This is a genomic window from Micromonospora yasonensis (assembly GCF_026013475.1).
GTDB lineage: Bacteria > Actinomycetota > Actinomycetes > Mycobacteriales > Micromonosporaceae > Micromonospora > Micromonospora yasonensis.
On the sequence record NZ_JAPDPH010000170.1, the window covers coordinates 1 to 15,230 of the forward strand.

Sequence of the window (15,230 nt, forward strand, 5' to 3'; positions counted from 1 at the left end):
ACCCATCGGACCGGGCCCACCTGGACCACCCATCGGACCGGGTCCACCGGGGCCCCGCGGCGGCTCGTAGTTCACCCGCCGGCCCTCGTACCCGCCGGGGGCGAAGGCGCCGGTCGGCTCGTCGTAGCGGTTGCCGTAGCGGTCGCCGGGCGGGCCGGACTGCGTGGGCATCGACCGGGGCGGCAGCGGCGGCTGCGGCACGGGCGACAGGCCGCGGTCGTCGCGCATCGCCGGACCGAGCCGGTCCGCCATGCGCGGGTCGCCACCGCGGCCGCCGGGGACGCCGCCGCGCTCCTCCAGCTCCGCCAACTGCCGCTCGACCCGGTCGAGGTGCAGGTCGACCTGCCACTCGTCGTAGCCGTTGAACCGGACCCGGAAGACGACGTCATGGACCTCCTGCGAGGCCACGGGCGCGCCGACCGGCTGGCCGGCGAGTGTGGCCTCCACCCGGTCCAGGAAGGCATCCACCTCGTCGACCTTGTATCCCCGGCGGAGCGCCTTGCGCCGGAACCGCTGACCCTGACTCGCCACTATGTCTCCTGGTCTCGTACCGCTACGCCGTCGCGGTGCGCGGCTCGATGTCCCTGTCCTCGGCGGCGGCCAGCTGCCCGCACGCGCCGTCGATCTCGCGGCCCCGGGTGTCCCGCACCGTCGTCGACACCCCGGCTTCGCGCAACCGCCGGACGAACTCCCGCTCGACCGGCTTCGGGCTGGCGTCCCAGCGGCTGCCCGGAGTCGGGTTGAGCGGGATGAGGTTCACATGTGCCAGCTTGCCGGCCAGCAGCCGCCCGAGCAGATCGGCTCGCCACGGCTGGTCGTTCACGTCCTTGATCATCGCGTACTCGATCGACACGCGACGCCCCGTCGTGGCCGCGTAGTCCCATGCCGCGTCCAGCACCTCGGACACCTTCCAGCGCTGGTTGACCGGGACGAGTTCGTCGCGCAGCTCATCATCGGGGGCGTGCAGCGACAACGCAAGGGTCACGGACAGGTCTTCGCTGGCCAGTCGGCGGATGGCCGGGACCAGGCCGACCGTGGAGACGGTGATGTGCCGCTGGGACAGGCCGAGGCCCTCCGGTGCCGGCGCGACCAGCCGGCGGATCGCCGCCACCACCCGGGAGTAGTTGGCCAGCGGCTCGCCCATGCCCATGAAGACCACGTGCGACAGGCGGGGCGGTGAGCCGGCGACCGCGCCCGAGGCGGCCACCCCGGCGAGGTAGACCGCCTGGTCGACGATCTCGGCGGTGGAGAGGTTGCGGGTCAGCCCGGCCTGGCCGGTGGCGCAGAACGGGCAGGCCATGCCGCAGCCGGCCTGGCTGGAGATGCAGACGGTGACCCGGTCCGGGTAGCCCATCAGCACACTCTCCACCAGCGAGCCGTCGTGCAGCCGCCAGAGCGCCTTGCGGGTGGCGCCGTCGTCGCAGGCCAGCTCGCGTACCGGGGTGAGCAGGGTGGGCAGCAGCGTCCCGGCCAGCCGCTCGCGGGTGGCCGCCGGCAGGTCGGTCATCTGCCCCGGATCGCGTACCAGACGGCCGAAGTAGTGGTTGGAGACCTGCTTGGCGCGGAACGCCGGCTCCCCCAGCTCGGTGACGAACGCCTGCCGGCCCGGCAGGTCCAGGTCGGCGAGGTGACGGGGTGGCATCGCGGGCCGGCGGCCGCGAGCGTCGGGGTCCACGGGGATCAGGGGGAGGCTCGTCATGGCGCGTCCAGTCTGACACGCCCGGAGCGGGGCGCACCCGGCCGTAGGTGCCGAATCGGCCCTGACCGGCCGGCGGACGCGCGCCCACCCACGTGATTCATCCCTCAGCCCGCCATCGGGACGAAGACCGCGAGCAAGAGGTAGGCCGTCGGCACCGCGAACAGGATCGAGTCGAGCCGGTCCATCAGGCCGCCGTGCCCGGGGAGCAGGTTGCTCATGTCCTTCACCCCGAGGTCCCGCTTGATCATCGACTCGGCGAGGTCGCCGAGGACGGCCGCGCAGGAGATGGCCACCCCGAACAGCGCGCCCCACCCGGGGGCCACGTCGAGGAGCAGCCAGAGCAGCAGGGCGCTGCCGGCCGCCGCCGCGGTCACCGACCCGGCGAAGCCCTCCCAGGATTTCTTCGGGCTGATCGTGGGGGCCATCGGGTGCTTGCCGAAGGCGACCCCGGCCGCGTACCCGCCGGTGTCGGAGAGCACCACGGCGATCAGGGTGACCAGCACCCGCAGGTGCCCGTCGCCGGGCACAGCGGCCAGCATCGCCGCGAAGCCGCCGAGGAAGGGCACGTAGACCGCGATCAGGGTGGCCGCGGTCAGGTCCCGCTGGTAGTTGCCCGGGCCGTCGCCCAGCCGCCAGATCATCGTGCCGAGCACGGTCACCAGCAGGCCGAGACTCAGCGCGTCCGGGCCGGCGAACCAGCCCAAGCCCACCGTGATCACGCCACCGGCGAGGAGCGGCACCAGCGGCGGACGCGCGCCGCTGCGGCGGACCGCGCGGGCCATCTCCCAGACCCCGATGGCCACCGCGGCGGCGATCACGCCCAGGAACGCCGGCGGGTAGACGAAGAGCGGCACGACGATCGCCGCGCCGAGGGCCAGTCCGACGCCGATCGCGGCCGGCAGGTTGCGGCCGGCCCGGCCGGTGGCCGGCTGGGCGGTCGGTGGCCGGTCCGCGCTGGCCCGGCGTCGGCCACGCGGGCGGCGCCCGGCCGGCGGCTCCCGGTCCGCCTCGTCCCGGACCGCCGCGAGCTGCGCGGTCGGTTCGTCCCGTACCGGCGCGATCTGCGCCGTCGGATAGTCGTCGTCCGGCCGCCCGGATTGGTCGCCGCGCGGATCGGCCTCGTGCCCCCGGTCGCGGGGATCCGCGGGGAAGCCCCGGTCACGCGGGTCGTCATAGCCCCGATCCCGCGGGTCCGGGTCGTAACCGCCGTCCCGCGGATCCGGGTCGTAGCCGCGATCCGGCGGATCCGGGTCGTAACCCCGGTCGCGGGGGTCGGGCTGGTAGCCCCGGTCGCGGGGGTCGTCGTAGCCCGGGAAGCCGCGGTCCGCGTCGTGGCCGCGGTCGCCCCACTCGTCGCGGCGGCGCGGCTCGTCACGCCAGCCACGGTCGGGGGCCGGGGAGCCGTACCCGTCACCTGGCCGCCCGTACTGATCAGTGGCGGGCTGGGGACGGCCGTACGGCCCGGCGTACGCCTCGCGGCCGGTCGGGCGCTGCCAGGGGCCGGGCACGAGGTCGGTCTCCGGCCAGGGCAGCGGCTGCGCCGGCCGGTCCCAGCCGCGCGGCTCGGCGGTGCCGTAGGGGTCGGGGTGGGACATCACGCACCGAGAGAAGGTACGAGTGCCACCACATGACGCAAGACCAAGACCATCCCCTACAGGCGCGACTGCTTCGGTTGACCGACCCGACGGCCGGCCGATCCCCGTCGTTCACCCGCTGGTGGTCGGGAATCGTGCCGAGCCTACTGCACCCCGGAACCCGGCACGGCGGACGATGGCCCCGGATCGACGACGGCACCGGGCCCGCCACCCCCCGAACGGCTCCAGGTCGCGGCGCGCCGAGCTGGAGTTGGTCGTAGCCGGGGCGGTGGCGTGCCGGTGCCGCGCGACGGGGACGACGGGCCGCTCAGACCTCGAGCAGCTCGTTCTCCTTGTGCTTGACCAACTCGTCGACGGTGGCGACGAAACGCTGGGTCAGGTCGTCCAGTTCCTTCTCGGCGCGGCGGCCCTCGTCCTCGCCGACCTCGCCGTCCTTGACCAGGCGGTCCAGCTCTTCCTTGCCCTTGCGGCGGATGTTGCGGACGGCCACCTTGGCCTCCTCGCCCTTGTGCCGGGCGACCTTGATCATCTCGCGGCGCCGCTCCTCGGTCATCTGCGGGAGCAGGATGCGCAGCTGGTTGCCCTCGTTGTTCGGGTTCACGCCGAGGTCGGAGTCGCGGATCGCCTTCTCCATGGCGCCCAGCTGCGAGTTGTCGTACGGCTTGATGATCACCATGCGCGGCTCGGGAACCGCGATGGACGCCATCTGGGGCAGCGGGGTCGGACTGCCGTAGTAGTCGATGACGATCCGGGAGAACATCGCGGCGTTGGCGCGACCGGTGCGGATCCCGCCGAACTCCTCCTTGGCGTGCTCGATGGCACGCTCCATCTTCTCCTCTGCCTCGAGGAGGGTGTCGTCGATCACCGGTCTCCTCGCCTCCTTCTGTCGCTCGTCGTGGCTGTGCTGGTGCTGCTGTGTCGGAGGACCGCCACCGGCTCGGGCCGGGACGCTCAGGCGGTGATCAGCGTGCCGATCTTCTCACCGGCGACGGCGCGGACGATGGTGTCGTCGCCCTGCGCGCCGAAGACCAGCATCGGCAGGCCGTTCTCCATGCAGAGGCTGAAGGCTGCGGCATCGGCCACCCGCAGGTTGCGGCGCAGCACCTCGGAGAAGGTGATCGAGTCGAGCTTGCTCGCGGTCGGGTCGATCCGGGGGTCGGCGGTGTAGACCGCGTCCACGCCGTTCTTGCTCATCAGCACCACGTCGGCGCGGATCTCCAGGGCCCGCTGCGCGGCCACCGTGTCGGTGGAGAAGTACGGCATGCCGGCGCCCGCGCCGAAGATGACCACTCGGCCCTTCTCCAGGTGCCGGATCGCCCGCAGCGGGATGTACGGCTCGGCGACCTGGGCCATGGTGATCGCGCTCTGCACCCGGGTCTCGATGCCCTCCTTCTCCAGGAAGTCCTGGAGGGCCAGGCAGTTCATCACCGTGCCGAGCATGCCCATGTAGTCGGCCCGGGCCCGATCCATGCCGCGCTTCTGCAGTTCGGCGCCGCGGAAGAAGTTGCCGCCGCCGACCACCACGGAGACCTGCACGCCGCGCCGGACCACGGTGGCGATCTGCCGGGCGATGGCCTGCACGACGTCCGGGTCGACGCCGATCGCGCCGCCGCCGAAGACCTCACCGGAGAGCTTCAGCACCACCCGACGGGCCCGACCGGGCGGTGGGGCGGTCGGATCATCCGCCGCCAGGCTCCGGTCACTCACAACCTGCGTCATCCGCCCCGCCCCTTCCGTCGCGCACCCCGTGGGCGCCGCGAACCGCGTAACTGCCGTTGCCGACCTTATGTGACGAGGAGGCCGCGGTGCCTGTCACGTACACCGGCGGCCTCCTCGTCGACGTTTTCCCTGTCCCCGGGCGCGTCACACGCCCGGTGACGCGGCTCAGGCCTGGCCGACCTCGAACCGCAGGAAGCGGGTGACCTCGATGCCGGCCTCGGCCAGCACCTGCTTCACCGTCTTCTTGTTGTCGGCGACCGCGGCCTGCTCGAGCAGGACGAAGTCCTTGAAGAAGGCGTTGACCCGGCCCTCGACGATCTTCGGCAGCGCCGCCTCGGGCTTGTTCTCCTCGCGGGCGGTCTGCTCGGCGATGCGCCGCTCCGACTCGACGACGTCGGCCGGAACCTCGTCGCGGGTCAGGTACTTCGGCCGCATGGCGGCGATCTGCATGGCCACGCCACGGGCGTCGGCGTCGGCGGCCTCGTCGGTCTTGCCGGCGTACTGCACCAGCACGCCGACGGCCGGCGGCAGGTCCTGGCTCTTGCGGTGCAGGTAGACCGCGGTGGGGCCGTCGAGCTTGGCGAAGCGGTTGAGCACCAGCTTCTCGCCGATCTTGGCGGACTGCTCCTGGACCAGGTCGGCCACCGGCTTGCCGTCGATGCTGCTGGCGAGCAGCTCCTCGGCGGTGGTCGCGCCGCTGTTCTCGCCGTGCTCGACCAGCTGCTGGGCCAGGGCGATGAAGGCGTCGTTCTTGGCGACGAAGTCGGTCTCGCAGTTGAGCTCCAGCAGCGAGGTGCCGGAGTGCGCGATCAGACCGTTGGCGGCGGTGCGGCCGGCCCGCTTGCCGACGTCCTTGGCGCCCTTGACGCGCAGGATCTCGATGGCCTTGTCGAAGTCGCCCTCGGCCTCGGTCAGCGCCTTCTTGGAGTCCATCATGCCGGCGCCGGTGAGGTCGCGGAGCTTCTTGACGTCCGCGGCGGTGAAGTTGGACATGACTCTCTCTTCGGTGTCTGAGACTGCGGTGGGATGGTCTGGCTGCCGGGTTACCCGGATTCGGGCCGGTTGTGCCCGGCGTACCCGCCGCGCCCCACCGGCCGGGAAATCGGACGGTGGGGACGCGACGGCGCGATCACTCCGCGGCGGCGGTCGCCGGCTGCTCGTCGCCCTTCTTCGGCTCCTCGAGCAGCTCGCGCTCCCACTCGGCGAGCGGCTCGTCGGCGCCGACCTGGCCCGGCTCGGGCTTCTCGTCGGTGCCGCGGCCCCGGCCGGAGCGGGCGATCAGGCCGTCGGCGACGGCGGCGGCGACGACCTTGGTCAGCAGCTCGGCCGAGCGGATGGCGTCGTCGTTGCCCGGGATCGGGAAGTCGACCTCGTCCGGGTCGCAGTTCGTGTCGAGCACCGCGATCACCGGGATGCCCAGCTTGCGGGCCTCGTCGACGGCGATGTGCTCCTTCTTGGTGTCGACCACCCAGACCGCGGCCGGGAGCTTCTGCATGTCCCGCAGGCCACCGAGGGTCTTGGTCAGCTTCTCCTTCTCGCGGGAGAGCTGCAGGGTCTCCTTCTTGGTGTAACCGGCGGCGGTGCCGCTCAGGTCACCGAGGGCCTCCAGCTCCTTCATCCGCTGGAGCCGCTTGTACACCGTCTGGAAGTTGGTCAGCATGCCGCCGAGCCAGCGGTGGTTCACGTACGGCTGGCCGACCCGGGTCGCCTGCTCGGCGATGGCCTCCTGGGCCTGCTTCTTGGTGCCGACGAAGAGGATGCTGCCGCCACCGGCGACGGTGTTGCGCACGAAGTCGTACGCCTTCTCGATGTAGTCGAGGGTCTGGCGCAGGTCGATGATGTAGATACCGTTGCGCTCGGTGAAGATGAAGCGCTTCATCTTCGGGTTCCAGCGCCGGGTCTGGTGCCCGAAGTGAACACCGCTCTCCAGCAGCTGACGCATGGTCACGACGGCCATGGTGGGTACTCCTCGTTTTCCCTGGTTGTCCCGTCCGGCCGGCGGCCGGACGCCTGGCGCCCGGTCGCCGGCCATGGTGGGCCCGATCAAGATCGGGACCAGGGAGGCCGTCGCCCCACGAGAGGTCCGTGGAGAGGGCACGCGAGGTCGACCGCGCGAGGCGGTCGCCAGTCGACCAGTGTACGCCCCTCCGCCGTGTCCCCGTCCCGGGGTGCGGGAACGCCCCATTTCGGGCGCTCCCGGCCGGACCGCCGGGGCCGGCCGGGGCTGGACCGTTGGGCTCGGCCGGCTGAGGGGCGGCCGGGCGGGGCTACGGGATCAGCGCGCGGCGAGCGCGGCGGCGACGAAGAGCACCAGGCCGACGGTCAGGTACGCCGTCGGTGGCCGTAGCCACCCCCGGCTGCCGTCCGCGAGCGCCAGGCCGCCGGTGCGCAGCCCGTACAGGCCGGCGCCGAAGATCGGCAGCCCGACCGTCAGGAAGGTGCCGACCACGACGTGCGAGGCGGAGACCGGGTCACCCGTGAGGCCGTGCGCCAGCACCCGCAGCGCCGGAGCCTCCAGGACCAGCACCAGCAAGGCCAGCAGCACGGCGAGGGCGGGCCGACGGGTCCGGTAGACCCCGTCCCCCGGCGGCGGCGCGTCCAGCCGCGGCGCCACCGACGGCATCGGGCCGGTCGGCATCTCCAACGGGTGCGGCGCGGGCGCCGGCGGACCGGGCCGCTCCCCCACGTTCAGCGGGCTCGGCGTGCCGTGGTTCGGGCGGTCGCCGCCGGTGACCGGCACCGCGTCGGCGAGGGCCGGCTCGGCGGGCCGGCCCGGCTCGACGATCGGGTAGCCGCTCAGCGAGCCGGACCGCAGCGGACCGCCACCGTCGCGCGCCCCGGCACCGTGCACGTCGTCGGCCTCCCGGGCCGCCCGGCGGCCGACGCGCTCGCCCGGCAGCTCTCCGGAGATCTCCGCGGGGTCGTCCACCCGGCGCGGCCGCCAGCCGTCGCCGTCGTCGGCGAGGGGGTCGGCCGCGCCGAACCGCCCGGTGTCGGCGTACCGGCTCTCGCCGGCGCCGCGCTGCTCGGGGGTGCGGAAGTCGTCGTCGCGGTGGCGCGGCTCGCCGGCCGCGCGCCAGTCCGGTTCGGCGTACCCGTGTTGTTCGCCCCAGTGCGACCCCTGCTGATCCTCGGGAAAGCTCCGTCGTCCGTCCACGACCGGCACGGTATGCGACCCCGGCTCGCCGGCGCCATCCGACCGTTGGCCGCATCGGCGCTGGCCAGCGCCGATCGAACCGGTGACCCGGGGGTACGGGGAGTGACGCGGGCGGCCTACACCTAGCACAACCGGCCGATGATCGTCCGCCCGTCCACAGCCACCCCCGTCGTCCACAGGACGTGGGTTCCGGGCGGTGGCGCCGGCCCGAGGGAGCGCACGGTGACCGGCATGACGAAGCGGAACCAGGCCGTCGGCGCGTACGGCGAGCGGTGCGCGGTCCGGCACCTGATCGAGGCGGGACTGCGGCCGGTCGCCCGGAACTGGCGCTGCCCGGACGGAGAGATCGACATCATCGCGTGGGAGGGCGGGGTGCTCGCCTTCTGTGAGGTGAAGACCCGCCGCACGGACGAGTTCGGCACCCCGGCGGAGGCGGTCGTGCCGGCGAAGGCGCGCCGGCTGCGCGGGCTCGCCGCGCGCTGGCTGGCCGAGACCGGCACCACGGCCGAGGAGGTCCGCTTCGACGTGCTCTCCGTCCGGCTCCCGGCCGCCGGTCCGGCCCGCGTGGAGCACCTGAAGGGCGCGTTCTGACCATGAGCTACGCGAAGGTGCTCTGCGTCGGACTGGTCGGGGTGACCGGTCACGTGGTGGAGGTGGAGGCCGACCTCGCCCCCGGGCTGCCGGGCGTGGTCATCTCCGGGCTGCCCGACACCGCCCTGCACGAGGCCCGGGACCGGGTCCGCGCCGCCATCGTGAACTCCGGCCAGAAGTGGCCGAACCGGCGGATCACCCTCAACCTGCTCCCGGCCACGCTGCCCAAGTACGGATCGGCGTTCGACCTGGCCATCGCGGCGGCCGTGCTCGGCGGCTCGGGCGAACTGCCGCTGCTGCCGCTGGACCGGACGGTGGTCCTCGGCGAACTGGGCCTCGACGGCACCGTCCGCCCGGTGCGGGGCGTGCTGCCGATGGTCGCCGCGGCGGCGCACGCCGGTGTGGACCGGGTGGTGGTGCCGGTCGGCAACGCCGCCGAGGCGGCGGTGATCCCCGGCGTGCGGGTCCGGGCGGTCGACACCCTGCACCGGTTGGTCGCGTTCGTCCGCGACGGCGCCCCGCTGCTGCCACCACCCGGGGCCGAACCGGTCCCCGCCGGGGACGGGCCGGACCTGTCCGAGGTGGCCGGGCAGCGGCTGGGCCGCCGGGCCCTGGAGGTGGCTGCGGCCGGCGCCCATCACCTCGCGCTGCTCGGCCCGCCGGGTGCGGGCAAGACCATGCTGGCCGAGCGGCTCCCGTCGATCCTGCCCGAGTTGGACGACGAGGCCGCCCTGGAGGTCACCGCGCTGCACTCCATCGCCGGCCTGCTCCCGCCCGGGGGACGGCTGCTGCGCCGGCCGCCCTTCCAGGCGCCGCACCACACCGCGACCGTGCCGTCGCTGGTCGGCGGCGGCTCCGGCGTGGCCCGCCCGGGCGCGGTGTCGCTGGCACACCGTGGGGTGCTCTTCCTCGACGAGGCCCCCGAGTTCAGCAAGGCCGCGCTGGAGGCGCTGCGCCAGCCGCTGGAGAACGGCCGGGTTCGGGTCGCGCGGACCCGGGGCGCCACCGAGTATCCGGCGCGGACGCAACTGGTGCTGGCCGCCAACCCCTGCCCCTGCGCGAAACCGTCCGGGGACGTCGACTGCGAGTGCACCCCGCTGGCCCGGCGGCGCTACCTGGGTCGGCTCTCCGGGCCGCTGCTGGACCGGGTCGACGTGCAGGTGCGGCTGCTGCCGGTACGCGCCGCCGAGCTGTTGGCGACGGGCCGACCGAGCGAGACGTCCGGGGCGGTGGCCGCCCGGGTCGCCGCCGCGCGCCGGGCCGCCGCGGCGCGGTGGGTGGACACCGGTCGCCGGGTCAACGCGGACATCCCCGGCCCGTACCTGCGTCGGCCGCCCTGGCGGCTGCCCGGGCGCGATACCCGGGAGCTGCGCAAACGCCTGGATTCGGGGTCGCTGTCGGCGCGCGGCTTCGACCGGGTGGTCCGGCTCGCCTGGACCATCGCCGACCTCGACGGGCGGGACCGCCCGGACGCCGGGGACATCGCCGAGGCCATCCACCTGCGAATGGGAGAGGGCGCGTGAGCGCCGTGGAAGACGGGCGGCTGGCCCGGATCGCGTTGACCTGGCTGGCCGAGCCGGGCACCCGGGCGGTGCACCGGCTGGTCGAGGAGCTCGGTCCGGTCGCCGCGCTGGACCTGCTCCTCGACGGCGGGGCGCCGGACCGGTCGCTCCGGGCCGCGGTGGCGGCCCGGTCCGTCGGCGGGAACGCCCGCGCGGTGGCCGAGCAGGCCCTGGCCCGCGCCGAGCGGCTCGGTGCGCGGCTGATCACCCCGGACGACGACGAGTGGCCCGTCCGGGTCGCCGAGTTGCAGCGGCTCCGGCTGTCCGGGGCCGACCGCAAGGTCGACCTGGAGACCGCGCCGCCCCTCTGCTTCTGGGCGCGGGGCGCCTGGCCGCTGGCGCAGGCGTTCGACCGGTCGGTGGCCGTGGTCGGCGCCCGGGCCGCCACGCCGTACGGGACGCACGTCGCCACCGAACTGGGCTATGGGCTGGCCGACCGGGGCTGGGCCGTGGTCTCCGGCGGGGCCTTCGGCATCGACGCCGCCGCGCACCGGGGCGCGCTCACCGCCGGCGGGCTCACCGTGGCGGTGCTCGCCTGCGGCCTGGACCGGCCCTACCCGGTGGGCAACACCGCGCTGTTCGACCGGATCGCGGAGACCGGCCTGCTGGTGAGCGAGTGGATGCCGGCTGCCGAGCCGCTGCGGCCCCGGTTCCTCATCCGCAACCGGGTCATCGCGGCCGCCACCCGAGGCACCGTGCTGGTGGAGGCGGCGGCACGCAGCGGCGCCACGCAGACCTTGAACCGGGCGCTCGGGGTGGGCCGGCCGGGGATGGTGGTGCCCGGGCCGGTCACCTCCGCCATGTCGGTGGGCGCGCACGAGACGCTGCGCGAGCAGCCCGGGGCCCGGCTGGTCACCGGCGTCGCGCACGTGCTGGAGGAGGTGGGACGGGTCGGCGACGACCTCGCCCCGCCGGCCCGGGCGCCGGAACGCCTCCGCGACCGGCTCGACGACGAGGCGACCCAGGTGCTGGAGGCGCTGCCCCGGCGCAGGCCACTCGCCCTGGAGAGCATCGCCTCCCGCGCCGGGGTGGCCCTGCGTACCGCCATGCGGAAGCTGTCCATGCTGGAGGAACTCGGCCTCGTGGTCCGCCGCGACGACGGGTACGCCCTGGCCCCGCCGGCCGAGACGAACCGGCGACGCTGAGTCAGTCGCCCTCGAAGCGGATCTCGACGTCCCGGGTGTTCAGGCAGCGTCGGGCGAGCAGCGCGAGCCGCCGGACGTGCTCGACCTCGGCCGGCGCCCGGGCCGCCTCCGCCAGACAGCGCAGCTCGGCGAGCAACTGCGCGGCGGATCCGGCACTCACCACCATCTCGCCGAGCGGGTCGACGCGGTCGAGCAGCGGCGTACGTCCCCCGCCCCGTACCCGCTTGAGCAGGTCCAGCAGCACGTCGTCGGAATCCGCCACCACCTCGGACGCGACGTACGACGGTGAGCGACGGGCGGGCCCGGCGCGCACCAACCGATAGAGGACGGCATCCACACCCACGTCCAGTCCCCTCCTCCCGTCGGCGTCGCTTCCCCGGGGTCGACGCCCGTTCGGTCCGACTCGCAAATCACCCTTCCGCGCCGCCGCCCCGGGGCGCCCATTCCTCGGTCACCCCCCGACCACTCCCACGCTGCGGGAGGCACCTGTCCCGGTGGCGCCGACGGTCGGAGGGCCATCACCCCCGACCCGGTCCCCACCGTCCTATTCGTAGGAACAGTTTCCCCTGTCCAACCCCGTTCGGCCACCCCGCACGGCGCGCCGCTCCACCGCGCCGGCGCGCACCGCGTCCGGGGCCGCCCGGCGGCGGCCGCCCGGTCGAGACCCGGTCCCGCATGGCGGGACGTACGGAGGACAACCGGACGAGGCAATCACCGGAGCGCGAGGCCGACGCCGGGCTGACTGCCGGCACCCGCGTCGGGCGCCGCCGGAGCCCCGGGCCCGCCGGAGCCCGGGTGCCACCGGGCCGGCGTCGCATCGCGCCGTGACCGGCCGAATCGGCATCCGGGCCGTAGGCTGGGCCGGTGTCCGCCGCCAGCACCATCCACCCCGGCCGGCGCCGGCGCGACCGGAGGCGCCGGTGAGTGGCACCCGGGCCGTACACGAGGGGCTGCCGCCGGCGATGCGGGAGGCGGTGGACGACTTCGCCGACCACCTGGCCCGGGTACGCAACCACTCGGCGCACACCGTACGGGCGTACGTCACCGATCTGGTCTCCCTGCTCGACCACGCGGTGCGGATGGGTTGCGCCGACCTTGCGGAGCTGGACCTGGCAGTGCTGCGCAGCTGGCTGGCGAAGCAGCGGACCATGGGCGCGGCCCGGACGTCCCTGGCCCGTCGGGCCGCCTCGGCCCGGACGTTCAGCGCATGGGCGCACCGCACCGGCCTGCTCACCACCGACGTGGCCGCCGCGCTGGCCAGTCCCCGGGCCCGACGTGAGCTGCCCACGGTCCTGCGGGCCGACCAGGCCGCCGCGCTGATGGCGGCCCCGCGCCCAGCCGAGGGCCGGACGCGGTCAGCCGACGGCGACGCCGAGAAGGGGGACGCGGGCCACGACCCGCGTCCCGGGGCGGCGCCGGACTCGGCAGCGGGCGACGGGGCAGTGCTGCTGCGCGACCGGCTGCTGCTCGAACTGCTCTACGGCACCGGGGTACGCGTCAGCGAGGCGTGCGGCCTCGACCTCACCGACGTCGACCAGGCCCGCCGGGTGGTACGCGTGCTCGGCAAGGGCGGGCGGGAACGGGCCGTGCCGTACGGGGTGCCGGCGCAGCGCGCGCTGGACGCGTGGCTCGACCGGGGCAGGCCGGCCCTGGCCGGTCCCGGCTCGGGATCGGCGCTGCTGCTCGGGGCGCGGGGTGGACGACTCAACCCCACCACGGCCCGCCGGGTCGTCGCCGGGTACGCGGCAGCCGCCGGCCTGCCCCGCACGACGCCGCACGGGCTGCGGCACTCCGCAGCCACCCACCTGCTGGAGGGCGGCGCGGACCTGCGGGCCGTGCAGGAGCTGCTCGGCCACTCGTCGCTGGCCAGCACCCAGATCTACACGCACGTGTCGGTGGAACGGCTGCGCGCGGCGTACCGGCAGGCGCATCCCCGGGCCTGACCGCCGTCCGGCGCGCGGGCCGGGCGACCGCCACCGGCGACCTCGCCACCGGGCGCAATCCGCACCCGCGATCCCCCGCCCGGCGTGGGAGAACCGGGAGTTGATGATCCACGCCGGGCTACGATCAGCGGATGACGGTTCCGCAGCCGCCCGAGCCGATCCCCGGGGCTCGGCTGCTCTTCTCCCTCGACCCGTCGGTCAGCCACCTCAACCACGGATCGTTCGGCGCGGTCCCGATCGGGGTGCAGCGCGCCCAGCAGCGGCTGCGCGACGAGATGGAGGCGAACCCGCTCCGCTTCTTCACCCAGGGCCTCGTCGACCGGATCACCCACACCCGGCGGCACCTGGCCGCGTTCCTGGGCGCGGACCCGGACGGCACGGCGCTGGTGGGCAACGCCACGGCGGGCGCGGCCGTGGTGCTCCAGTCCCTCGGCCTGCATCCCGGCGACGAGGTGCTGACCACCGACCACGGTTACGGCGCGGTCGCCTTCTCGGTGGAGCGGGAGTGCCGCCGTACCGGGGCGGTGTCCCGGACCCTGCCGGTGCCGCTGGCCGCCACCGACGAGGAGGTGGTCGAGATCATCCGGGCCGGGCTGCGGCCAGGGCGTACCAGGCTGCTGATCGTCGACCAGATCACGTCGCCCACCGCCCGGCTCTTCCCGACCGCCGCGATCGTCGGTGTGGCCCGGGAGCACGGGGTTCCGGTGCTGGTCGACGCGGCCCACGCCCCGGGCATGCTGCCGATCACGGTCGCCTCGATCGGCGCCGACTTCTGGGTCGGCAACCTGCACAAGTGGGCGTACGCGCCCCGGGGCACCGCCGCGCTGGTGGTCGCCGAGCCGTGGCGAGAGCGGATCCAGCCCCTCGTGGTCTCCTGGGAGCAGGACACGGGTTTCCCCACCCGGGTCGAGTGGCAGGCGACGCTGGACTACACCCCCTGGCTGGCCGCCCCGGCGGGGTTGTTCACCCTGCGCAGCCTCGGCCTGGACCGGGTACGCGCGCACAACGCCGCGCTGGCCGCGTACGGGCAGCGGGTGGTCGGGGACGCGCTCGGGGTCCCGCCGGCCGACCTGCCGGCACCCGGCGGCCCGACGGTCGCCATGCGGCTCATTCCGCTGCCGTCCGGGATCGCCACCACGATCGACGCCGCAACAGCGCTGCGCACCCGGATCGCCGACCAGCTCGCCGCGGAGGTGTCGGTGTCCGGCTGGAACGGCCGGGGATGGTTGCGCCTCTGCGGCCAGGTCTACAACACGCCAGACGAGTACGACCGGCTGGCAGCCCGCCTCCCCGCGCTGCTCGCCCGGGGCTGACCCGCGCCGGCAGCCTCGGTGCTGCCGGCTGGCGCCTCGGTCGGGGTGAGGGCGGCCTGGTCGATTGGGAGCAGCCGGACCGGGCCGAGGCCGAGCAGGGCGAGCGGGTCGAGATACTCCTCGCCCCGGCGCAGCCCCCAGTGCAGGCACGTGCCGGCCGGGCAGCCGGGATGGCCGGCGAGCAGGGTGCCGATCGGCGTGCCGACCCCGACCCGGGCACCGGCCGCCAGCCCGGGGCGTACCGGCTCGTAGGTGGTCCGCAGCCCGTCGGCGTGCCCGACGGTGACCACGGGACGCCCAGCGACCGGGCCGGCGAACAGGACGACGCCGGGGCCGGCGGCGTGGACCGCGACGCCAGGGGTGGCGGCGAGGTCCACCCCTCGGTGGCCGGGCAACCACGGCTGGGGCGGCGGGTCGAAGCGGCGCACCGGCCGGGGCGGGCCGGCCAGCCGCCAGGCGAAACGCGCGGGCGTCGGGCCGGCGGGCCGGGCAGGGGCGGGGGGGCG

Annotated in this window: 14 protein-coding genes and 2 pseudogenes; 6 read left to right on the plus strand and 10 right to left on the minus strand. The window is 74.8% G+C overall.

Annotation, left to right across the window (positions count from 1 at the left end; genetic code table 11):
* From ONA70_RS26630 to ONA70_RS26665, 8 genes are all read right to left on the minus strand, one after another.
* A partial coding sequence (locus ONA70_RS26630; protein WP_265009229.1) for a DivIVA domain-containing protein occupies positions 1–531 on the minus strand: 531 nt, incomplete at its 3' end.
* A gap of 22 nt (positions 532–553) precedes the next feature.
* The gene (gene rlmN, locus ONA70_RS26635; RefSeq protein WP_265009230.1) at positions 554–1,699 is read right to left on the minus strand and encodes a 23S rRNA (adenine(2503)-C(2))-methyltransferase RlmN; all 1,146 of its coding nucleotides are present in this window, start codon (positions 1,697–1,699) and stop codon (positions 554–556) included.
* Positions 1,700–1,803: 104 nt separating this feature from the next.
* Positions 1,804–3,294, minus strand: a complete 1,491-nt coding sequence (locus tag ONA70_RS26640) for a phosphatidate cytidylyltransferase (RefSeq protein WP_265009231.1) — start codon at positions 3,292–3,294, stop codon at positions 1,804–1,806.
* A gap of 307 nt (positions 3,295–3,601) precedes the next feature.
* Positions 3,602–4,159, minus strand: coding sequence for a ribosome recycling factor (gene frr / locus ONA70_RS26645; protein ID WP_148794906.1), 558 nt, complete (start codon positions 4,157–4,159; stop codon positions 3,602–3,604).
* An 86-nt stretch (positions 4,160–4,245) separates the two neighbouring features.
* Positions 4,246–5,013 carry a UMP kinase gene (gene pyrH, locus ONA70_RS26650; protein WP_265009232.1) on the minus strand — a complete coding sequence of 256 codons (768 nt, stop codon included), beginning with the start codon at positions 5,011–5,013 and terminating at the stop codon, positions 4,246–4,248.
* 165 nt (positions 5,014–5,178) lie between these two features.
* Entirely contained in the window at positions 5,179–6,006 is an 828-nt protein-coding gene (gene tsf / locus ONA70_RS26655) for a translation elongation factor Ts (protein WP_265009233.1), read from the minus strand.
* 136 nt (positions 6,007–6,142) lie between these two features.
* Complete coding sequence (gene rpsB / locus ONA70_RS26660) at positions 6,143–6,970, minus strand: 30S ribosomal protein S2 (RefSeq protein ID WP_265009234.1); 828 nt, start codon at positions 6,968–6,970, stop codon at positions 6,143–6,145.
* A 318-nt stretch (positions 6,971–7,288) separates the two neighbouring features.
* Complete coding sequence (locus tag ONA70_RS26665; protein WP_319958791.1) at positions 7,289–8,179, minus strand: hypothetical protein; 891 nt, start codon at positions 8,177–8,179, stop codon at positions 7,289–7,291.
* A 222-nt stretch (positions 8,180–8,401) separates the two neighbouring features.
* On the opposite strand from ONA70_RS26665, the gene ONA70_RS26670 reads away from it, so the two are divergent.
* Genes ONA70_RS26670 through ONA70_RS26680 form a run of 3 tightly spaced genes read left to right on the plus strand, consistent with a single transcriptional unit; the run spans position 8,402 to position 11,468 of the window.
* Positions 8,402–8,761: a YraN family protein gene (locus ONA70_RS26670; protein WP_265009236.1), complete on the plus strand. Its 360-nt coding sequence runs from the start codon at positions 8,402–8,404 to the stop codon at positions 8,759–8,761.
* A 2-nt stretch (positions 8,762–8,763) separates the two neighbouring features.
* Positions 8,764–10,284 carry a YifB family Mg chelatase-like AAA ATPase gene (locus ONA70_RS26675; RefSeq protein ID WP_265009237.1) on the plus strand — a complete coding sequence of 507 codons (1,521 nt, stop codon included), beginning with the start codon at positions 8,764–8,766 and terminating at the stop codon, positions 10,282–10,284.
* Complete coding sequence (locus ONA70_RS26680) at positions 10,281–11,468, plus strand: DNA-processing protein DprA (RefSeq protein ID WP_265009238.1); 1,188 nt, start codon at positions 10,281–10,283, stop codon at positions 11,466–11,468. Before ONA70_RS26675 ends, ONA70_RS26680 begins: the two co-directional genes overlap by 4 nt.
* A gap of 1 nt (position 11,469) precedes the next feature.
* Here the strand turns inward: ONA70_RS26680 and ONA70_RS26685 are convergent, their stop codons facing one another.
* Entirely contained in the window at positions 11,470–11,811 is a 342-nt protein-coding gene (locus ONA70_RS26685) for a hypothetical protein (protein ID WP_265009239.1), read from the minus strand.
* Positions 11,812–12,430: 619 nt separating this feature from the next.
* Between ONA70_RS26685 and ONA70_RS37010 the strand changes: the two are divergent.
* The 3 genes and pseudogenes from ONA70_RS37010 to ONA70_RS26695 all read left to right on the plus strand — a co-directional run.
* Positions 12,431–12,790: pseudogene (locus ONA70_RS37010) on the plus strand (site-specific integrase); the annotation flags it as partial.
* 120 nt (positions 12,791–12,910) lie between these two features.
* Positions 12,911–13,411: pseudogene (locus tag ONA70_RS37015) on the plus strand (tyrosine-type recombinase/integrase); the annotation flags it as partial.
* Positions 13,412–13,542: 131 nt separating this feature from the next.
* Positions 13,543–14,724 (plus strand): aminotransferase class V-fold PLP-dependent enzyme, encoded by a 1,182-nt coding sequence (locus ONA70_RS26695; protein WP_265009240.1) that lies wholly within the window; start codon positions 13,543–13,545, stop codon positions 14,722–14,724.
* On the opposite strand, the gene ONA70_RS26700 is transcribed toward ONA70_RS26695, so the two are convergent.
* Positions 14,658–15,230 (minus strand): murein hydrolase activator EnvC family protein (locus tag ONA70_RS26700; RefSeq protein ID WP_265009241.1); only part of this gene is annotated, 573 nt, incomplete at its 5' end. The genes ONA70_RS26695 and ONA70_RS26700 overlap by 67 nt on opposite strands.

Coding starts and splice junctions, on each gene's coding strand:
- rlmN (WP_265009230.1), bottom strand. CDS start 1,699: ATGACGAGCCTCCCCCTGATCCCCGTGGACCCCGACGCTCGCGGCCGC.
- ONA70_RS26640 (WP_265009231.1), bottom strand. CDS start 3,294: ATGTCCCACCCCGACCCCTACGGCACCGCCGAGCCGCGCGGCTGGGAC.
- pyrH (WP_265009232.1), bottom strand. CDS start 5,013: ATGACGCAGGTTGTGAGTGACCGGAGCCTGGCGGCGGATGATCCGACC.
- tsf (WP_265009233.1), bottom strand. CDS start 6,006: ATGTCCAACTTCACCGCCGCGGACGTCAAGAAGCTCCGCGACCTCACC.
- rpsB (WP_265009234.1), bottom strand. CDS start 6,970: ATGGCCGTCGTGACCATGCGTCAGCTGCTGGAGAGCGGTGTTCACTTC.
- ONA70_RS26670 (WP_265009236.1), top strand. CDS start 8,402: ATGACGAAGCGGAACCAGGCCGTCGGCGCGTACGGCGAGCGGTGCGCG.
- ONA70_RS26675 (WP_265009237.1), top strand. CDS start 8,764: ATGAGCTACGCGAAGGTGCTCTGCGTCGGACTGGTCGGGGTGACCGGT.
- ONA70_RS26695 (WP_265009240.1), top strand. CDS start 13,543: ATGACGGTTCCGCAGCCGCCCGAGCCGATCCCCGGGGCTCGGCTGCTC.